Origin of the sequence: Enterobacter sp. BIDMC 26, assembly GCF_000534435.1 — a bacterium.
Classification (GTDB): Bacteria; Pseudomonadota; Gammaproteobacteria; order Enterobacterales; family Enterobacteriaceae; genus Enterobacter; species Enterobacter ludwigii.
On the sequence record NZ_KI973182.1, the window covers coordinates 2,623,553 to 2,641,047 of the forward strand.

Genomic DNA, 17,495 nt, shown 5'->3' on the forward strand with positions numbered 1-17,495 from the left:
GCGGGCTTCTGCAACGTCAACGTGGATAGTCGCGGTTGATCCACGCGTGATCGTCTTCCCAGGTGAACATCCATTTTCGCACCGGACCGGCCATCACGTTGAGATAGTAGCTGTCATAGCCAGCCAGCGTCGCCACCGGATGGTACCCCTTCGGCACCATCACCACGTCGCGGTTATAAACGGCCATACACTCATCCAGCGACCTGTCGTCGGTATAGACCCGCTGCATGCAGAACCCCTGCCCGGGATTGAGGCGATGATAGTAGGTCTCCTCCAGGTAGGTTTCCTGCGGTGGATTATCCGTATCGTGCTTATGGCTCGGGTATGAACTGGTGCAGCCTTCGTTGGTCCAGACCTCAACCACCAGCAGGCTGTCGGCGGGTTGATCTTCCGGCAGAATGTTGTGCACGTAGCGCTGGTTATGGCCTTTGCCGCGCGCCTGCGCGTCGATATCCTGCGGAGCGATAAGCCGTGTCGGGAAGGATCCTTTGCCGGGTGCGGCACAGACCGCCAGCTCCAGCGTCGTCAGCGCCTTAATCTGCACCGTCTCCTGCGGCGTGACGTAGACCGCCCAGGGCTTTATGCGCTCAAACGGGCTCATCCGCTCGCCGATGTCAGTAAACTGCGCGGTAGGTGTGCTGACAGAGGCCCGTCCGGCCACCAGCACCAGACAGCGCTCTTCGCTGACGGCGGGCAGCGTCAGCGTCTGCCCTTCCTGCAGTTCATACGCTTCAAAGCCAACGTATCCCCAGCCCGCGCGTTCCGGCGTGACGGACTGGGTACGGCCCTCCGCACTCGGCGGTTGCCAGCGTGATAACAGACGTGACATGTCACCTCCTCAGATAAGCCCGGCGTTACGCGCCAGACGGCTCAGGTTGTTATACCCCAGACGGGCGTAGGTCAGCGGGTGAGCGATAGCAGGATCCTGCTCCGCCTCCACCACCAGCCAGCCGTGATAATCCTGCGCCTTCAGCAGCCGCATGATGGGCGGATAGTCCACGCAGCCGTCACCCGGTACAGTGAAGACCCCACTCAGCACCGCATCAAGGAAACTGGTTTTGCGGTTTTTGACGTCCGCCAGCACGTCGGCGCGCACGTCTTTGCAGTGAACATGGTTAATGCGCGATGCCCAGCGCTGGGCCACCGCCAGCGGATCAGCCCCGGCAAAGGTCAGATGGCCCGTGTCCAGCAGCAGGCCCACCTCTTCACCGGTATGGGTCATCAGGTTATCGACATCTTCAGCGGACTCAATGACCGTTCCCATATGGTGATGGTAGGCAATCTGCACCCCCTGCTGCTGCGTGTAGCGGGCAAAAGCGGTCAGCTTCTCGCCGTACTCTTTCCAGCGCGCGTGCGGGAAGCGCGGGCGAAGATGAACCGGCGTCTGTTGCTCGCCGTGAATACAGCCGCTCACTTCGGCGAATACCAGCACCTTTGCCCCCAGTTCGCGCAGCAGCGTCAGGTGGGACTGCACGGCGGCAATCTCCTCCTCCACGCTACGCTCCAGCAGACGCCCTGAATACCAGCCGGAGACCAGCTGCAGATCGTGGCGCTGCAAAATGGGGCCAAGCAGGCGCGCCTCACGCGGGAATTTATTGCCCAGTTCGAAACCGGCAAAACCGGCCTCTTTCCCTTCGCTCAGACAGGTATCCAGCGGCGTCTCCGCGCCGAGTGAAGGCAGATCGTCGTTCGTCCATGTCAGCGGGTTAATGCCTAATTGCACACTCATTGTCGTCTCCTGAATTATGCGTGTCCGCGCTCGCGCCACCAGGCGATAAGCTGCAGGTAGTTGTCCCGGATGCGTGCCACCAGCTGCGCATCGTCAATATCGTGTTTCAGCCATGCACGGGACGCATCGCCAAACAGCGTGCGTCCTACGGCAAAGCCCTTCACCAGCGCGTGTCCCGAGGCGGCTTTAAAATCAGCACGAAGCTGCTCAGCCGGGGCGTCCAGCCCGAGGATCACCACGCCACGGCAGTGTGGATCCCGACGTTCAATAATCTCGCTCAGCGCCGTCCAGCCATCGGCAGAGAGCGGCGGCAGTTTCCACCAGTCGGGAGAGATCCCCAGGTTGTAAAAACGCGAGATGGCGCGCAGGTAAAGATCATCGCTGCGCGGCATGCTGGCTGGCAGGATCACCTCCAGCAGCAGTTCATGACCGGACTGGCAGCAGGCGTGGTAGACCTCTGCGATTTTCTGCTCCTGCTCCAGACGCAGGCCGTGCGCATCTTCCGGATGGAAAAAGACCAGGCATTTCACCACATGCTCCTGCGGCCAGCTGATGAGCTGCGTGCCGATGTTACCGTGCTCCATCTCCAGCGGCCGGGAGCCCGGCAGCTCAATAGGGCGGCCTATCCACCACCCTTCACCGGTAATCGCGTTCAGGGCATCCTGACCAAAAGTACCGTCACACAGCAGACCGGCTTTGCCCTCAAGCCCTGCGCTGCTGGCCGCCTCACGGCTGGCCTGCAGAATAAGCTGCTTCAGCGCCGGGATGCGCTTCAGGGATGCCCCGCACTGCAACGCCATATCTTCCAGCTGGCTGCGATGATCGAAGGCCATCACGCACAGCTCCGGCCACTCACGGCGGCGGGTGGTGACGCGGTGCAGATGGTTCAGGCGCGCGTCAAGATCGGGACGCGGCACCGACGCCGCACGCGACAGGTAGTCGTCCAGCTCAGCCTTACTCGGCATCGCCGGGGCACAGCCGTGGCGGGACACCACCAGCGCACCACACGCGTTGGCATAGCGGCAGGCCTGCTCCCAGCCTTCGTCGTTAAGGTAGCCGCGCAGCAGGCCGGACATAAACGCGTCGCCCGCACCGAGCACGTTCAGCACCTCAACGCGCACGCCGGTCACCGTCAGCCCCTCATCCAGCCGGGGCGGTATAGCGTCGGTATACACCGAACAGCCAAGCGCTCCACGCTTGCAAACCAGCGTGGCGTTACTCACGGCGCGCACGCGACCCAACGCCTGCAGGGTATCGGTACTGCCACCTGCAATGTGGAACTCTTCTTCGGTGCCGACAATGACGTCGAAAAGGTGCAGCACCTCCTGCAGTTCACGGGTCACGTTTTCCGCGGCAATAAAGCGCGTCTCCCCGTCCCCTAATGAGGTCAGCCCCCACAGTACCGGCCGGTAGTCGATATCCAGCACCGTGCGAACACCGTGACGGCGGGCATAGTTAAGCGCCGTCAGCACCGCGTCACGGGTCTGAGGGTGCGAGAGATGGGTCCCGGTGATGGCAAGGCACCGTGCGGAGGCAATGTAGCGTTCATCCACATCGCTGGCCGTGATGGCCATATCCGCGCAGTTATCGCGATAAAAAATCAGTGGAAAGGTGTCCCGGTCTTTAATGCCGAGGAGCACCAGCGCCGTCAGGCGTTCTTTGTCGGTGATCAGATGGCTGGTATCGCAGCCCACCTGGTGTAATTCTTCTCGCAGGAAGCGTCCCATATGTTCATCACCGACGCGTGCCAGCATCGATGAGCGCAGCCCCTGACGCGCCGTCCCGTAGGCCACGTTGCCGGACGAGCCGCCGAGATATTTCGCGAAGCTCGACACATCCTCAAGACGGGCACCAATTTGCTGACTGTAGAGGTCTACCGCCACGCGGCCCATGCATATCACATCAAACTGCTTTTCCACGTTGATACCTCATCAGACAATGTCGTTCACGTTCAGCCAGCGGCCTTCCTGGTGTGAGAGTGCGATGGCGTCCAGCACCCGCGAAACCTTCCAGCCCTCTTCAAAGTCCGGCCACATCGGCACATCAGCGGCAATACCGTCGACCAGGTCGCGTACTTCCACCGTTTTTTGATCGTTAAAGCCGATACCATGGCCCGCTCCCATGCAAAACGCGCCATAGTCCGGATGTGATGGACCCACAAGCAGCGTGCGGAATCCCTGGCGGTTTACCGGGTCGTCATGCAGATAGAGCTTCAGTTCCGCCATCCGCTCCTGGGTAAAACTGATGGCCCCTTTGGTGCCGGTTATCACATACGACAGTCCCATCTTGCGCCCGCAGGCGACGCGGGACGTTTCAATCACCCCTTGTGCTCCGCCGGCGAAACGGACCATCGCGTGCGCCTGATCTTCGTTTTCAACCGCAACGTTTTGCGACGAACCGGCCTGCGCCGGGCGCTCAGGCACAACAATTTTTAAATCACCGCAGACCTGCTGAATGTCCCCGACCAGATACTGCGCCATGTTGACGATATGCGCCGCCAGGTCCCCCAGTGCACCCAGCCCGGCGGTCTCTTTAAAACAGTGCCAGTGAATGGGAGAAAGCGGGTCGGCCATATAATCTTCGTTGTGGGTACCGTAGAAGTGGATCACCTCGCCAATCTCGCCGCGGGCGATGATCTCTTTCGCCAGCTGTGCCGTCGGGTTTTTCATGTAGTTAAAACCCACCAGCGTTTTCACCCCTGCCCGCTTCGCGGCGTCCACCATTTCACGTGCGTCATGGGCATTCAGCGCCAGCGGCTTTTCCGAGTAGACATGCTTACCGTGGCGAATGGCCTCCAGCGCCATCTCTTTATGCAGATGGTTGGGGGAGCATATATCCACGACATCAATCGCCGGGTCAGCCACCAGTGCCCGCCAGTCGCCGGTTGAGCGGTTGAAGCCAAAGGCCTGCGCCCGCTCTGCCGCCAGCGCGGGCGTCACTTCCGCCACCATCTCGCGCACCAGTTTGCCGCGCAGGGTAAATACCGTCGGCGCCTGGGCATAGGCGATGGCATGTGTCTTGCCGATATACCCGGTGCCAATCAATCCAATACGAACCTCTTTCATCCTGATCCTCACAATGCGCCGCGACGGCTCTTGGCATAGGTGTCGAATGCCACCGCCAGAACGATAATTAATCCGGTGATTATTTGCTGGTAATAGGCCGAGACGTTCATCAGCACCAGACCGTTAATCAGGATCCCCATAATGATGGAACCAATGATGGTGCCGCCGATGCGTCCATAGCCGCCCATCAGCGAAGTGCCGCCGATGACCACCGAGGCGATAACGCGCAGTTCAAAGGAGATCCCGGCGACCGCTTCCGCACTGCCAAGACGAGCGCTGAGAATGAAGCCCGCCAGTCCCGCCAGACAGCCAATCAGCACATAGACACTCACCAGCACGCGCTTCACGTTGACCCCCGCCAGGCGTGCTGCCTCCGGGTTACCGCCGATGGCATAGACGAAGCGTCCCCAGCGGGTTTTATGCAGCGCCAGATACCCGCCAAGCGCCACGATGGCGAAAATCCAGATTGGAATGGAGATGCCAAGCAGCTCCCCGCGTCCCCACCAGCGGTAACCCGGGTCGAAACCTGCAATGGGCGCGCCGTCGTTAATCACCAGCGTCAGACCACGCCAGATGGTCATCCCGCCGAGGGTGACGATAAACGGCGGCAGGCGCAGGCGGGTTACGCCCAGGCCGTGCAGAAAGCCAATCGCCGTGCCCATCGCCAGACAAATCCCCAGCCCAATCAGCCAGCTCATGCCGCCCCAGGCGTTCGGATCAACGGTGGTGAAGTTGTCGCCCTTAATCACGTATGCGGCGGTCATGGCGCAGACCGCCAGGATGGAGCCGACAGAAAGATCGATACCGGCAGTCAGAATGACGAAGGTCATCCCCACGGCCATGATCCCGTAGATGGACACCTCGGTCAGGATGTTGAAAATATTGCGTTCAGAGAAAAAATTGCTATTCTGCGACTGAAAGAAAATCAGCAGCAGGATCATGAAAATCAGTACCCCGAAGCGCTCGAAGAAGGCGATGGGATCGAGGCGTCCGCTGCGTTTCACCGGAACCTGCGTTTTAGAAATCATCTGCGTCATGGAAAACTCCGTTATGCCGCGTTGAGGGCGTTGTGGTTGATGGCCATCATCGTCATCAGCCGCTCTTCGTTAGCGTCGTCGCCGTGGATCTCACCGGTCACCCGGCCTTCACTGAGCGTGATGATCCGATCGGATACCGCCATCACTTCAGGCAGATCGGAGGAGATCACGATCACCGCCACGCCCTGTTTGGCCATATCAAACAGCACCTGGTGCACTTCCGACTTGGTGCCCACGTCGATACCGCGCGTCGGCTCATCGACAATCAGCACCCGAGGGTTCAGCGCCATGCAGCGCGCCAGGATAACTTTCTGCTGGTTACCGCCGGAGAGCTTGCGCACCTCCTGCGCGCTGTTGACCATTTTGATCTGCAGCGCCTTGCGGTAGGACTCAATCAGATCGTCCTCTTTGCGGGTATTCACAAACCAGCGCCACTGCATCAGAGAAGAGAGACTGGAGAGCGACAGGTTGTCGCGAATCGATAACCCCAGCACCGCCCCCTCTTTCTTGCGATCTTCCGGGACCAGCGCGATGCCCTGATCGAGGGCGTACATCGGGTCGCGCGGTTGATACGGGACGCCGTCCAGTTCAAAGCTGCCCGAGGTAAAGGCATCCGCCCCGAACAGGCAGCGCGCCACTTCGGTACGCCCTGCCCCCACCAGGCCGGCAATGCCCAGTACTTCTCCGGCGTGGACATGGAAGCTGATGTCATGCAGGGCAATGCCGTGCGGATCCAGCGGCGGTTTTTCGCGGCTCAGCCCTTTTACTGCCAGACGGACCGGCTTGTTTTCATGATGGGTTTCGCTGGCGGGACGACGATTAAAGGCCACGTCACGCCCCACCATCAGACGGATCAGCTGCTCGACATTGGTTTGCGCCACGGCACCACTGCCGGTGAAACGGCCGTCCTGGAAAACCGTAAAGCGATCGCAAAGCTGGAAAACTTCGTGCAGTCGGTGGGTAACGTAAATAATGCTCACCCCCCGGTTTTTCAGCTCGCGCACCACGCGGTGCAGGCTTTCCACCTCGCTGTCGCTCAGCGCCGCGGAGGGTTCATCCATGATGATCAGCCTGGCGTTAAGCGTCAGCGCCCGGGCAATCTCGACCATCTGCTGCTGGGCTACGCTCAGACGGGCGACAGGGGTGGTTGGCGCAACGTTCAGTTGCAGATAATCGAGGATCACCTGCGCCTCCTGGTTCACCGCTTTTTCGTCGACAATCAGGTTACGTTTACGCGGCTCACGCCCGAGAAACATGTTTTCCGCGACGGTCATATTGGGCAGCAGGTTAAATTCCTGATAGATAGTGATAATGCCCTTGTTCTGCCGCTCAACCGGTGAATCGTCCACCGGCAGCGTGTCGCCGTTGAACCAGATATCCCCGCGCGTTTGCGGCTGTGCGCCCGCCAGGGCTTTCAGCAGCGTGGATTTCCCCGCTCCGTTCTCACCCAGCAGCGCGTGGATCTCCCCGGCACCGACGGTGAGCTGTGCGCTGCTCAGCGCCCAGACGCCAGAAAAGCTTTTTGCCAGGTCGGTCACTTTCAGTAAGGGTTGCGACATCGGTCTGCTCCTCCTTAATAGTGAGCCGCCACCTGCGCGGCGGCTCCGGATAAATCAGTTACCGGCCTCACTGATGCGCTCAGCCTGCTGCAGATTTTCTTTGGTGATAAGCGTTGGCGGGTAGTCCGCGCCGGTGATGGCTTTCTTCTCACGCACGTTGGCCACCAGCTGGCTCATCGCCGTTTGTACCGCGAAGCCCGGGCGCTGATCCGCCGTGACCGCCAGCCAGCCGTCGCGCACGCGCGCCAGCGCCTCAGGTACCGCGTCAAAGCCGGTCACCAGAATTTCGCCAGGCTTCACGCCCTGGCCCTGCAGCGCTTCAATTGCGCCCAGTGCCATGTCGTCATTGGCGGAGAGGATCACCTGTGGGCGTTTCGGCAGTGACGGCAGAACGCTTTCCACAATGCGCATCCCTTCAGAACGCATCCAGTTGCCGGTCTGATCGGCAACGATCTTGTACTTGTCCCCGCCCGCCTTCAGGCTGTCGCGGATCCCTTTGGTACGTTCAATGTTGGAGGAGGAACCTGGCTGGCCGGTGAGCAGAATAATGTCTGCCCCGTTGGGGAATTTGCTTTTAACGAAGTCGCCAATCGCCTGACCGCCTTTGTAGTTGTTGGCACCAAAATGCGGCACCTTCTTCTGGCTGTCGACGGAGCGGTCAAGCGTCACAACGGGCAGATTCGCATCCTGAATTTCATCCACCGCGCTGGAGACGGCATTGACGTCATTCGGGGAGACGATGAACCCCTGCGCACCACGGGTGATGGCGTTTTCCAGGTCAGCGACCTGTTTCGGCGAGCTGCCCTGCCCGTCCAGTACCTGAAGCTTTACGCCCATCTCTTTTGCGGCTTTTACCGCGGTACGCTGCATGTGAACTTCAAACGGCATCGCCAGGTTTGGTGTACTGAAAACTATTTGCTCGTTTTCGGCCATTGCTGCCCCGGCGGTCATGGCGATGAGGGCGGCTAAGATCAGTTTTTTCATTATTATGTCTCTCTGTGTAGGGTGGTTGTGTTTAGAGGACGATCTCACGCTGGCTACGCAGGGATTCCAGCGCTTTATCCGCCAGGTACAGCGCACGTTCACCATCATCGCCGCTACAGTCAGGCGTCGCTTCGCCGCGCAGCACCGCAACAAAGTGTTCCAATTCCGCGGCGTAAGCGGATTTGTAGCGCTGCAGGAAGAAGTGTTCCGGCAGCGCGCCGGTGCAGCCCTGTTTGCCGTAGTGCTGCACCTGATTTTCAAGAATATTGCCCGCGCACAGCAGGCCCTCTGAGCCGTGCAGCTCCAGACGCTGGTCGTAGCCGTAAGAAGAGCGGCGGCTGTTGACGATGGTCGCCATCGCGCCGGAGGCATACTTCAGTACGATAAACGCGGTATCGATATCCCCCGCCTCGCCAATCGCCGGATCCACCAGATTGCTGCCCTGGGCATATACCGACACCGGCTCTTCGCCCATGATGAAGCGCGCCATATCAAAATCGTGAATGGTCATGTCGCGGAACATACCGCCGGAAACGCGCACATATTGCGCCGGTGGCGGGGACGGGTCGCGGGAGATAATCAGCAGCGATTCGGGCTTACCGATCCGCCCGGCCTGTACCTCGGTTTTGACCCGGCGAAACTGCGGGTCAAAGCGGCGGTTAAAACCGATAAACAGCGGTACGTTGTACTCGTTAACCACTTTCAGGCAGTCGCGCACGCGGGCAAGATCCAGGTGTACCGGCTTTTCACAGAAGATCGCTTTGCCGTGGCGGGCGGCCATCTCAATCAGATCCGCGTGGGTATCCGTCGCAGACGCGATCAGCACGGCATGAACGTTTGGGTCGCTCATCGCGTCCTCCAGACTCTGCAGACGAGCCTGATATTGCGTGGCGAGGCGGGTGGCAAATTCCTGATTCGGGTCGACCACAGACCAGAGCGTGGTCTCACTGTGGCTGGCGATGTTAGCTGCATGTACCTGGCCAATTCGGCCAGCGCCCAGTAAAGCAATGTTAAACATAACGGCTCCCGGTGTTGGTGAATGCTGTGAACTAACGGCCCCTTAAATAAAACATTTATTTCATTTTTATAAATAGTGAAATTATATTTTTGAGTGCGGGTTAACACTTTTGAGATGATTGAGATAAATTTTGTTATCAATATCACAACATTGCAGCCGCGCCGCGATGCACTTGCCACAGGAACACAGGGGACAAAATGGCGACAGGTGTGCCCTCTCCCGTGGCGGGAGAGGGTGAGAATGAAGGCAGTGAAAAATGAAATGAAAATTTCGTTATGGCGGGAAATACTTAATACTGGCGTGCTTTTTTCACCTGCGCCTGGGTTTGCTCGGCGGCTTTGCGCACCGCAGACGATCCCGCGACCTGCGCATCACCGGTTCGCCACCATGACGCGTAATCATGGGTCATGGTTTTTGGCAGCACTTTGATATCCAGCAGCGTTGGGCCAGGATGCGCCCGCGACGCCTCCAGCGCCGCCAGCAGACTCTGCTCGTCGTGGACCCGCCACGCGCGACAGCCGTAGCTTTCCGCGTTCTGGGCGAAATCGACTTTTACCAGCGGCCCGTCAAGCCGGCCTGAATCTGGGTTTCGATGACGGTTTTCCGTACCGAAGCTCCCCATCCCGTGCCCCATCTGCAGGTTATTAATGCAGCCGAAGCTGGCATTATCAAACAGCAAAACGGTGACGTTAATCCCCTCCTGCACCGCGGTTTGTAGCTCGGAGTGCAGCATCATGTAGGAGCCATCCCCCACCATGGCGTAAACCGGCTGATGCGGGCTGGCAAGCTTCGCGCCTATCGCCGCCGCAATCTCATACCCCATGCAGGAGTAGCCGTACTCCAGGTGATAACTGTCCGGCGTCTTCACCTGCCAGAGGCGCTGTAAATCCCCGGGCAGCGATCCGGCCGCGCCCACGACGATGGCATTATCTTCGATATGTTGATTGATAAGCCCCAGCACCCGCGTCTGGGTCAGACGGGTGTTGAGCGCCTCACCGTATTCCGCCAGCTGCGCATCAAGGTGCCCTGCCACTTCAGGCGCATCGTCGGGATGCCACTGACGGCCCCATAAGCGCTGGCACTCCGCATGCCAGGCAGATTTCACCTGAGCAATCTCCTCTCCCCAGTGGCTTCGGTACGCCGGGAGCGCCTGCGATAAAGCGTGCAGCCCGGTTTGCGCATCGGCAATCAGCGCCGTGGCATCCAGTTTCAGGGCATCAAACTCGGCGACGTTCAAAAGCAGGAACTCGACGTCCGGATGGGAAAAGAGCGCTTTGGAGCCGGTGGTAAAGTCCGTCAGGCGCGTGCCGATGCCAATCACCAAATCCGCCCTGGGTGCAAGCTGGTTAGCGGCCATTCCGCCCGTCACACCGATCCCCCCCAGATTAAGGGGGTGATCGCTTACCAGCGCCCCCTTTCCGGCCTGGGTTTCGGCAAACGGCAGTTGCAGCGCCTCGACAAATTCCCGAAATGCCTCATGCGCGCCGGAATAACACACGCCCCCGCCACACACCACCAGCGGACGGTGTTTACGGGCAATCAACGCCTGTGCCTGGGCCAGACGCTGGGGGTCAGGCGGACGGCGTTCAATGTGATGCACGCGACGCGCAAAGAAGCTCATGGGATAATCCCAGGCTTCGCCCTGTACGTCCTGCGGCAGGCAAATGGTCACTGTTCCCGTTGCTGCAGGGTCAGTAAGCGTTCGCATCGCATTTAACATCGCGCTCATTAACTGTTCCGGACGGTTAATGCGGTCCCAGTAGCGTGAAACGGGACGGAAGCAGTCGTTGGTGCTGATACTGAGATCGTGGTACTGCTCGATTTGCTGCAAAACCGGATCGGGCTGGCGGCTGGCATAGATATCCCCCGGTAACAGCAGGAGCGGAATGCGGTTCGCGGTGGCGGTCGCCGCGGCCGTCACCATATTAGCCGCGCCGGGCCCGACGGATGAGGTGACGGCAAAAATGCGCCGACGGCGATGCTGTTTAGCGAATCCGGTCGCCATATGGGCGATGCCCTGTTCGTTACACCCCTGCATCACCTGCAGGTGGCCAGGATCCTGCTCCAGCGCCTGGCCGATACCCAGCACGTTGCCGTGACCAAAAATGGTCGCCACGCCCTCCACGAAGGGCGTTTCGTGTCCATCAATGGAGACATACTGTTGATTAAGGAATCTGACCAGGGCCTGAGCCATGGTCATACGTTCGGTTTGCATAAAACCTCCTGTCAGCCCAGCGTCGGCATGGAGAACGCAGCGCCAGTCTCCTGCTGCATTTCCGGCCAGCGTGCGGTGATGGTTTTCATTCGGGTGTAGAAACGCACGCCGTCGTTGCCGTGGACATTCAGCGCACCAAAGATCGAACGCTTCCAGCCACCAAAACTGTGGAACGCCATCGGCACCGGGATCGGCACGTTCACCCCAACCATCCCCGCCTGCACCTCTTCGCAGAAGCGGCGCGCGCAGCCACCGTCACGGGTAAATATTGCCGAGCCATTACCATATTCATGCCGGTTAATCAGGTCCACCGCGCTGCTGTAATCTGCAACACGCACCACAGAAAGTACCGGCCCGAAAATCTCTTCTTTATAGATGGTCATCTCCGGCGTGACGTTATCGAACAGCGTTGGTCCGACAAAATAGCCCTGCTCGTGGCCTTTCACGCTGAACCCACGGCCATCCACGCGCAGGCGCGCTCCCTGAGTTTCCCCGCTGTCGATATAGCCCAGCACTTTGTTACGGTGTGCCGAGGAGATAAGCGGCCCCATTTCGTTCTCTGGCGTCTGGTCCAGACCCGGTCCGACGCGCAGCGCGGCAATCTGTTTTTCGAGCCGGGAACAGAGTTCATCAGCGGTGTTATCCCCCACCGCCAGCACCACCGACAGCGCCATGCAACGTTCTCCCGCCGCGCCGAAGGCAGCGCCCATAATCGCGTTCGTCGCCATATCCATATCGGCATCCGGCATTAAGATGCAGTGGTTTTTTGCCCCGCCCAGCGCCTGACAGCGTTTACCGTGGGCGGAGGCGGTCTCGTAAATGTATTGGGCGATCGGCGTTGAACCGACAAAGCTCACAGCCTGCACGCGCGGGTCAGTCAGCAGCACGTCAACCGACTCTTTATCGCCCTGCACCACGTTAAACACGCCGTCTGGCAGGCCGGCGTCTTTCAGCAGTTTTGCCAGCGCGAGCGCCAGAGAGGGATCTTTTTCCGACGGTTTCAGCACGAACGTGTTGCCGGTGGCCAGCGCAATCGGGAACATCCACATCGGCACCATTGCCGGGAAATTAAACGGCGTGATCCCGGCACATACGCCGAGCGGCTGCATCAACGAGTGGCTGTCGACACCGGTGCCAACGTTAGCGGAGTGCTCACCTTTTTGCAGATGCGGGATGCCGCAGGCAAACTCCACCACTTCCAGGCCGCGAGTCAACTCGCCCACCGCGTCGGAGAAGACTTTGCCATGCTCTTCGCTGATGATGCGGGCCAGGCGCTCCATGTTCTCTTCCAGCAGCGCTTTGAAGCGGAACATCACGCGTGCGCGTTTAAGTGGAGAATGACGCGCCCAGCCAGGAAAAGCCTGCTGTGCTGCGGCAATCGCCTGTTCGGTTTCCTGTGCCGTACTCATCACCACCTGGCGGATCTGCTCTCCGGTGGCCGGATTGAAGATTGCCTGAACGCGCTGGCCTGAACCGGTGACACACTCGCCGTGAATAAAATTCGCTACCGTCTCCATCCTTAACCTCTCGCTGTTGATACGTGACTGTTACCTGAACACTATATATGAAACAAATATTCCATTTTAAGTTGAAATAAAATAAATGATGATTATTGTGATCAAGGATGGATTTTTATGTTAACAGCCACCATCACCGGTGCAGCCTGCGCTATTAAGGCATTTCAGGCGTTGAAATGCGTGAAGCTTCTGTTTCATTTTTGAGGCCAGATGGACGGCCGGCATTTAAAAGACGCGGTTTTGCGTTTAGAATCATAAAACTATGCATAGGGGGTAAAATGACCACAGCAACCAGCCTGAATGAGCTGCAGCAGCAAATCCGCGATCGCTACGATAGCCTGAGCAAGAGGCTGCAGCAGGTCTCCCGCTATGTGCTGGATAATACCAACAGCGTGGCCTTTGATACGGTCGCCGTCATTGCCGAGCGTGCCGATGTGCCGCCGTCAACGCTGATCCGTTTTGCCAATGCTTTTGACTTCACCGGTTTCAACGAGATGAAACAGCTGTTTCGCATGAACCTGGTGGAAGAGACCGCCAGCTACAGTGACCGCGCCCGGCTGTTTCGCGAAATGGAAAGCCAGGCCGTCCCGGAAACCCCGCTCGATATTCTGCAGGAGTTCGCCCGTTCAAATGCGCAGGCCCTCCAGCAGCTGGCCGCCCGCGCCGAGCCGGAGATGCTGGAGCGCGCCGTACAACTGCTGGCCGACGCCGACACAATCTATATCGCCGGGTTACGCCGCTCGTTTAGCGTCGCCGCCTATCTGACCTACGCCCTGAGCCACCTGGAGTGCCGCCCTATTCTGCTCGACGGAATGGGGGGGATGCTGCGTGAGCAGATCAACCGCATCAAGGCGCAGGACATCGTGGTATCGATCAGCTTCTCGCCGTATGCGGAAGAGACGGTGATGGTCAGCGAAACCGCCGCCAGCGTCGGCGCGCGGCAGATTGTGATCACCGACAGCCAGATAAGCCCGCTGGCCACCTTCAGCGATCTCTGTTTTGTGGTGAAAGAGGCGCAGGTTGACGCGTTTCGCTCGCAGTCGGCGACGCTGTGCCTCGTGCAGTCGCTGGTGGTAGCACTGGCATATCGGCTGGGAAGTGGGAAGTAACGGAGAATAAAAAACCCCCTGCGCAAGCAGAGGGTTTGGGGTGATATCAGGGGAAAATCATTCCCACTCAATCGTAGCCGGTGGCTTACCGCTGATGTCATACACCACGCGGGAGATACCGTTCACTTCGTTGATAATGCGGTTAGAGACGCGGCCCAGGAAGTCGTACGGCAGGTGCGCCCAGTGCGCGGTCATGAAGTCGATGGTTTCTACCGCACGCAGGGAAACAACCCAGTCGTACTTACGGCCATCGCCCATCACACCGACAGAGCGCACCGGCAGGAACACGGTGAACGCCTGGCTCACTTTGTTGTACAGGTCAGCTTTGTGCAGCTCTTCAATGAAGATTGCGTCCGCGCGACGCAGCAGGTCGCAGTACTCTTTCTTCACTTCGCCCAGCACACGCACGCCCAGACCTGGACCCGGGAACGGGTGACGGTAGAGCATGTCGTATGGCAGACCCAGTTCCAGGCCGATCTTACGTACTTCATCTTTGAACAGCTCACGCAGCGGTTCAACCAGGCCCATCTTCATCTCTTTCGGCAGGCCGCCCACGTTGTGGTGAGATTTGATGACGTGTGCTTTACCGGTTGCGGAAGCCGCGGATTCAATCACGTCAGGGTAGATGGTGCCCTGCGCCAGCCATTTAACGTCTTCCAGCTTCAGCGCTTCTTCATCGAACACTTCAACGAAGACGCGACCGATGATTTTACGTTTCGCTTCCGGATCGTTCTCGCCGGCCAGCGCGTCGAGGAAGCGCTTCTCGCCTTCCACGTGAATGATGTTCAGACCGAAGTGGTCGCCGAACATATCCATAACCTGCTGCGCTTCGTTCAGACGCAGCAGACCGTTGTCCACGAATACACAGGTCAGGTTTTTGCCGATTGCGCGGTGCAGCAGCATCGCGGTGACAGAGGAGTCAACACCGCCGGACAGGCCGAGGATCACTTTGTCATTGCCAACCTGCTGGCGGATACGCTCAACGGCGTCGTCGATGATTTTTGCTGGCGTCCACAGTGCTTCACACTGGCAGATATCACGCACGAAGCGTTCCAGCATGCGCATACCCTGACGGGTGTGGGTCACTTCCGGGTGGAACTGCACACCGTAGAAGCGTTTTTCTTCGTTCGCCATAATCGCAAACGGGCAGTTATCGGTGCTGGCAACGGTCACAAAGTCAGACGGGATGGCGGTGACTTTGTCGCCGTGGCTCATCCACACGTCCAGCAGCGGTTTGCCGTCTGCGGTCAGGGAGTCTTCAATACCGCGAACCAGCGCGCTGTCGGTGACGACTTCAACCTGCGCGTAACCAAACTCACGCTCGTTAGACCCTTCTACGTGGCCGCCCAACTGCATGGCCATGGTCTGCATACCGTAGCAAACGCCGAATACCGGCACGCCCGCTTCAAACACGTACTGCGGTGCGCGTGGGCTGTTCTCTTCGGTGGTGCTTTCCGGGCCGCCGGACAGGATGATGCCGCTTGGATTGAATTCGCGAATCTGTGCTTCCGTGACATCCCATGCCCACAGTTCACAGTAAACGCCCAGTTCACGCACGCGACGCGCCACCAGTTGAGTGTACTGAGAACCAAAGTCCAGGATGAGAATGCGATGTTTATGAATGTTTTCCGTCATTGACGCTAATTCCGAGGCAAGTGAAACAAATACAGAGCGCCCGGCATGAGCCGGGCGCGGAAATTTATCAGGAGCCCAGACGGTAGTTCGGGGACTCTTTGGTGATCGTCACGTCGTGAACGTGGCTCTCCTGGATACCCGCACCGCTGATGCGTACGAATTCCGCTTTAGTACGCAGCAGGTCGATGGTACCACAGCCGGTCAGACCCATACAGGAGCGCAGGCCACCCATCTGCTGGTGAATGATCTCTTTCAGGCGGCCTTTATAGGCAACGCGGCCTTCGATACCTTCCGGTACCAGTTTGTCAGCGGCGTTATCGCTCTGGAAGTAACGGTCGGAAGAGCCTTTGGACATCGCGCCCAGGGAGCCCATACCACGGTATGATTTGTAAGAACGGCCCTGGTAGAGTTCGATTTCGCCCGGGGATTCTTCAGTACCGGCCAGCATAGAGCCAACCATGACGGCTGCAGCACCTGCAGCTATCGCTTTCGCGATGTCGCCAGAGAAGCGGATACCGCCGTCAGCGATAACCGGAATACCGGTGCCTTCCAGCGCTTCAACCGCGTCGGATACCGCGGTGATCTGCGGAACGCCTACGCCAGTCACGATACGGGTGGTACAAATAGAGCCAGGACCGATACCGACTTTCACCGCGCTGCAGCCTGCTTCAGCCAGTGCGCGAGCGCCTGCACCCGTTGCAACGTTACCGCCGATGATCTGCAGGTCTGGGTATTTCGCACGGGTTTCACGAATACGTTGCAGAACGCCTTCGGAGTGGCCGTGAGAGGAGTCAATCAGCAGTACGTCAACACCCGCAGCTACCAGCGTGTCAACACGCTCTTCGTTACCTGCACCCGCGCCAACGGCAGCACCTACGCGCAGACGGCCATGCTCGTCTTTACAGGCGTTAGGTTTACGTTCTGCTTTCTGGAAATCTTTAACGGTGATCATGCCCAGCAGGTGGAAGTTCGCGTCCACAACCAGTGCTTTCTCAACGCGCTTCTCGTGCATTTTAGCCAGCACGACGTCACGGGTTTCGCCTTCACGGACGGTTACCAGACGCTCTTTCGGGGTCATGTATACGCTGACAGGCTGGTTCAGGTCAGTCACGAAACGCACGTCACGGCCGGTGATGATGCCCACCAGTTCGTTATCTTCGGTGACAACCGGGTAACCGGCGAAACCGTTACGTTCGGTCAGGGCTTTCACTTCGTGCAGGGTGGTGGTTGGCAGAACGGTCTGTGGGTCAGACACGATGCCGGATTCATGTTTCTTCACGCGGCGAACTTCTTCAGCCTGACGCTCGATAGACATGTTTTTATGAATAAAGCCGATGCCACCTTCCTGTGCCAGGGCGATAGCCAGGCGCGCTTCAGTCACGGTGTCCATTGCCGCAGAGAGCATAGGAATGTTCAGGCGAATCGTTTTCGTCAACTGCGTGCTGAGATCGGCAGTATTCGGCAGAACGGTGGAATGAGCGGGAACGAGGAGGACGTCGTCAAACGTCAGTGCTTCTTTAGCGATACGTAGCATGGGCAATATCTCTGACCTGGTGGGTGGTTAAATATTGCCGTGGCATTATACAGAGCGTAACCGATTGCATCCACACTTTTTTATAAAAAAACC

13 protein-coding genes are annotated in these 17,495 nt (G+C 58.7%); 1 reads left to right on the top strand and 12 read right to left on the bottom strand.

Annotated elements, in window-relative coordinates; translation table 11 throughout:
• Window positions 1-16: 16 nt before the first annotated feature.
• The 10 genes from iolB to L462_RS11070 form a co-directional block, all read right to left on the bottom strand.
• The gene (gene iolB / locus L462_RS11115; protein WP_032678673.1) at window positions 17-829 is read right to left on the bottom strand and encodes a 5-deoxy-glucuronate isomerase; all 813 of its coding nucleotides are present in this window, start codon (window positions 827-829) and stop codon (window positions 17-19) included.
• A gap of 9 nt (window positions 830-838) precedes the next feature.
• The gene (gene iolE / locus L462_RS11110; protein ID WP_032678674.1) at window positions 839-1,729 is read right to left on the bottom strand and encodes a myo-inosose-2 dehydratase; all 891 of its coding nucleotides are present in this window, start codon (window positions 1,727-1,729) and stop codon (window positions 839-841) included.
• 14 nt (window positions 1,730-1,743) lie between these two features.
• Window positions 1,744-3,648: a bifunctional 5-dehydro-2-deoxygluconokinase/5-dehydro-2-deoxyphosphogluconate aldolase gene (gene iolC / locus L462_RS11105; protein ID WP_032678676.1), complete on the bottom strand. Its 1,905-nt coding sequence runs from the start codon at window positions 3,646-3,648 to the stop codon at window positions 1,744-1,746.
• Window positions 3,649-3,660: 12 nt separating this feature from the next.
• On the bottom strand, window positions 3,661-4,794 hold the full coding sequence (locus L462_RS11100; protein ID WP_032678677.1) for a Gfo/Idh/MocA family protein: 1,134 nt from the start codon (window positions 4,792-4,794) through the stop codon (window positions 3,661-3,663).
• An 8-nt stretch (window positions 4,795-4,802) separates the two neighbouring features.
• On the bottom strand, window positions 4,803-5,831 hold the full coding sequence (locus L462_RS11095) for an ABC transporter permease (RefSeq protein ID WP_014171147.1): 1,029 nt from the start codon (window positions 5,829-5,831) through the stop codon (window positions 4,803-4,805).
• A gap of 11 nt (window positions 5,832-5,842) precedes the next feature.
• A complete protein-coding gene (locus L462_RS11090) occupies window positions 5,843-7,390 on the bottom strand; it encodes a sugar ABC transporter ATP-binding protein (protein WP_032678678.1) in 1,548 nt (515 codons plus the stop codon).
• 54 nt (window positions 7,391-7,444) lie between these two features.
• Entirely contained in the window at window positions 7,445-8,374 is a 930-nt protein-coding gene (locus L462_RS11085) for a sugar ABC transporter substrate-binding protein (RefSeq protein WP_020883045.1), read from the bottom strand.
• A gap of 31 nt (window positions 8,375-8,405) precedes the next feature.
• Window positions 8,406-9,392, bottom strand: a complete 987-nt coding sequence (gene iolG, locus L462_RS11080) for an inositol 2-dehydrogenase (RefSeq protein WP_032678679.1) — start codon at window positions 9,390-9,392, stop codon at window positions 8,406-8,408.
• A 289-nt stretch (window positions 9,393-9,681) separates the two neighbouring features.
• Window positions 9,682-11,607, bottom strand: coding sequence for a 3D-(3,5/4)-trihydroxycyclohexane-1,2-dione acylhydrolase (decyclizing) (gene iolD / locus L462_RS11075; RefSeq protein ID WP_032678680.1), 1,926 nt, complete (start codon window positions 11,605-11,607; stop codon window positions 9,682-9,684).
• Between the two features lie 11 nt (window positions 11,608-11,618).
• Window positions 11,619-13,124: a CoA-acylating methylmalonate-semialdehyde dehydrogenase gene (locus L462_RS11070; RefSeq protein ID WP_014171152.1), complete on the bottom strand. Its 1,506-nt coding sequence runs from the start codon at window positions 13,122-13,124 to the stop codon at window positions 11,619-11,621.
• 278 nt (window positions 13,125-13,402) lie between these two features.
• On the opposite strand from L462_RS11070, the gene L462_RS11065 reads away from it, so the two are divergent.
• On the top strand, window positions 13,403-14,233 hold the full coding sequence (locus tag L462_RS11065; RefSeq protein ID WP_020883041.1) for a MurR/RpiR family transcriptional regulator: 831 nt from the start codon (window positions 13,403-13,405) through the stop codon (window positions 14,231-14,233).
• A 57-nt stretch (window positions 14,234-14,290) separates the two neighbouring features.
• On the opposite strand, the gene guaA is transcribed toward L462_RS11065, so the two are convergent.
• Together guaA and guaB are read right to left on the bottom strand one after the other, a co-directional pair.
• Window positions 14,291-15,868 carry a glutamine-hydrolyzing GMP synthase gene (gene guaA, locus L462_RS11060; RefSeq protein ID WP_014171154.1) on the bottom strand — a complete coding sequence of 526 codons (1,578 nt, stop codon included), beginning with the start codon at window positions 15,866-15,868 and terminating at the stop codon, window positions 14,291-14,293.
• A gap of 67 nt (window positions 15,869-15,935) precedes the next feature.
• Entirely contained in the window at window positions 15,936-17,402 is a 1,467-nt protein-coding gene (gene guaB / locus L462_RS11055) for an IMP dehydrogenase (RefSeq protein ID WP_032678681.1), read from the bottom strand.
• Window positions 17,403-17,495 lie beyond the last annotated feature (93 nt).

Bases quoted from the DNA above. Each gene is read 5' to 3' on its own strand.
- iolB (WP_032678673.1), bottom strand. From the start codon at position 829: ATGTCACGTCTGTTATCACGCTGGCAACCGCCGAGTGCGGAGGGCCGT.
- iolE (WP_032678674.1), bottom strand. From the start codon at position 1,729: ATGAGTGTGCAATTAGGCATTAACCCGCTGACATGGACGAACGACGAT.
- L462_RS11100 (WP_032678677.1), bottom strand. From the start codon at position 4,794: ATGAAAGAGGTTCGTATTGGATTGATTGGCACCGGGTATATCGGCAAG.
- L462_RS11095 (WP_014171147.1), bottom strand. From the start codon at position 5,831: ATGACGCAGATGATTTCTAAAACGCAGGTTCCGGTGAAACGCAGCGGA.
- L462_RS11090 (WP_032678678.1), bottom strand. From the start codon at position 7,390: ATGTCGCAACCCTTACTGAAAGTGACCGACCTGGCAAAAAGCTTTTCT.
- L462_RS11085 (WP_020883045.1), bottom strand. From the start codon at position 8,374: ATGAAAAAACTGATCTTAGCCGCCCTCATCGCCATGACCGCCGGGGCA.
- iolG (WP_032678679.1), bottom strand. From the start codon at position 9,392: ATGTTTAACATTGCTTTACTGGGCGCTGGCCGAATTGGCCAGGTACAT.
- iolD (WP_032678680.1), bottom strand. From the start codon at position 11,607: ATGCAAACCGAACGTATGACCATGGCTCAGGCCCTGGTCAGATTCCTT.
- L462_RS11070 (WP_014171152.1), bottom strand. From the start codon at position 13,124: ATGGAGACGGTAGCGAATTTTATTCACGGCGAGTGTGTCACCGGTTCA.
- L462_RS11065 (WP_020883041.1), top strand. From the start codon at position 13,403: ATGACCACAGCAACCAGCCTGAATGAGCTGCAGCAGCAAATCCGCGAT.
- guaA (WP_014171154.1), bottom strand. From the start codon at position 15,868: ATGACGGAAAACATTCATAAACATCGCATTCTCATCCTGGACTTTGGT.
- guaB (WP_032678681.1), bottom strand. From the start codon at position 17,402: ATGCTACGTATCGCTAAAGAAGCACTGACGTTTGACGACGTCCTCCTC.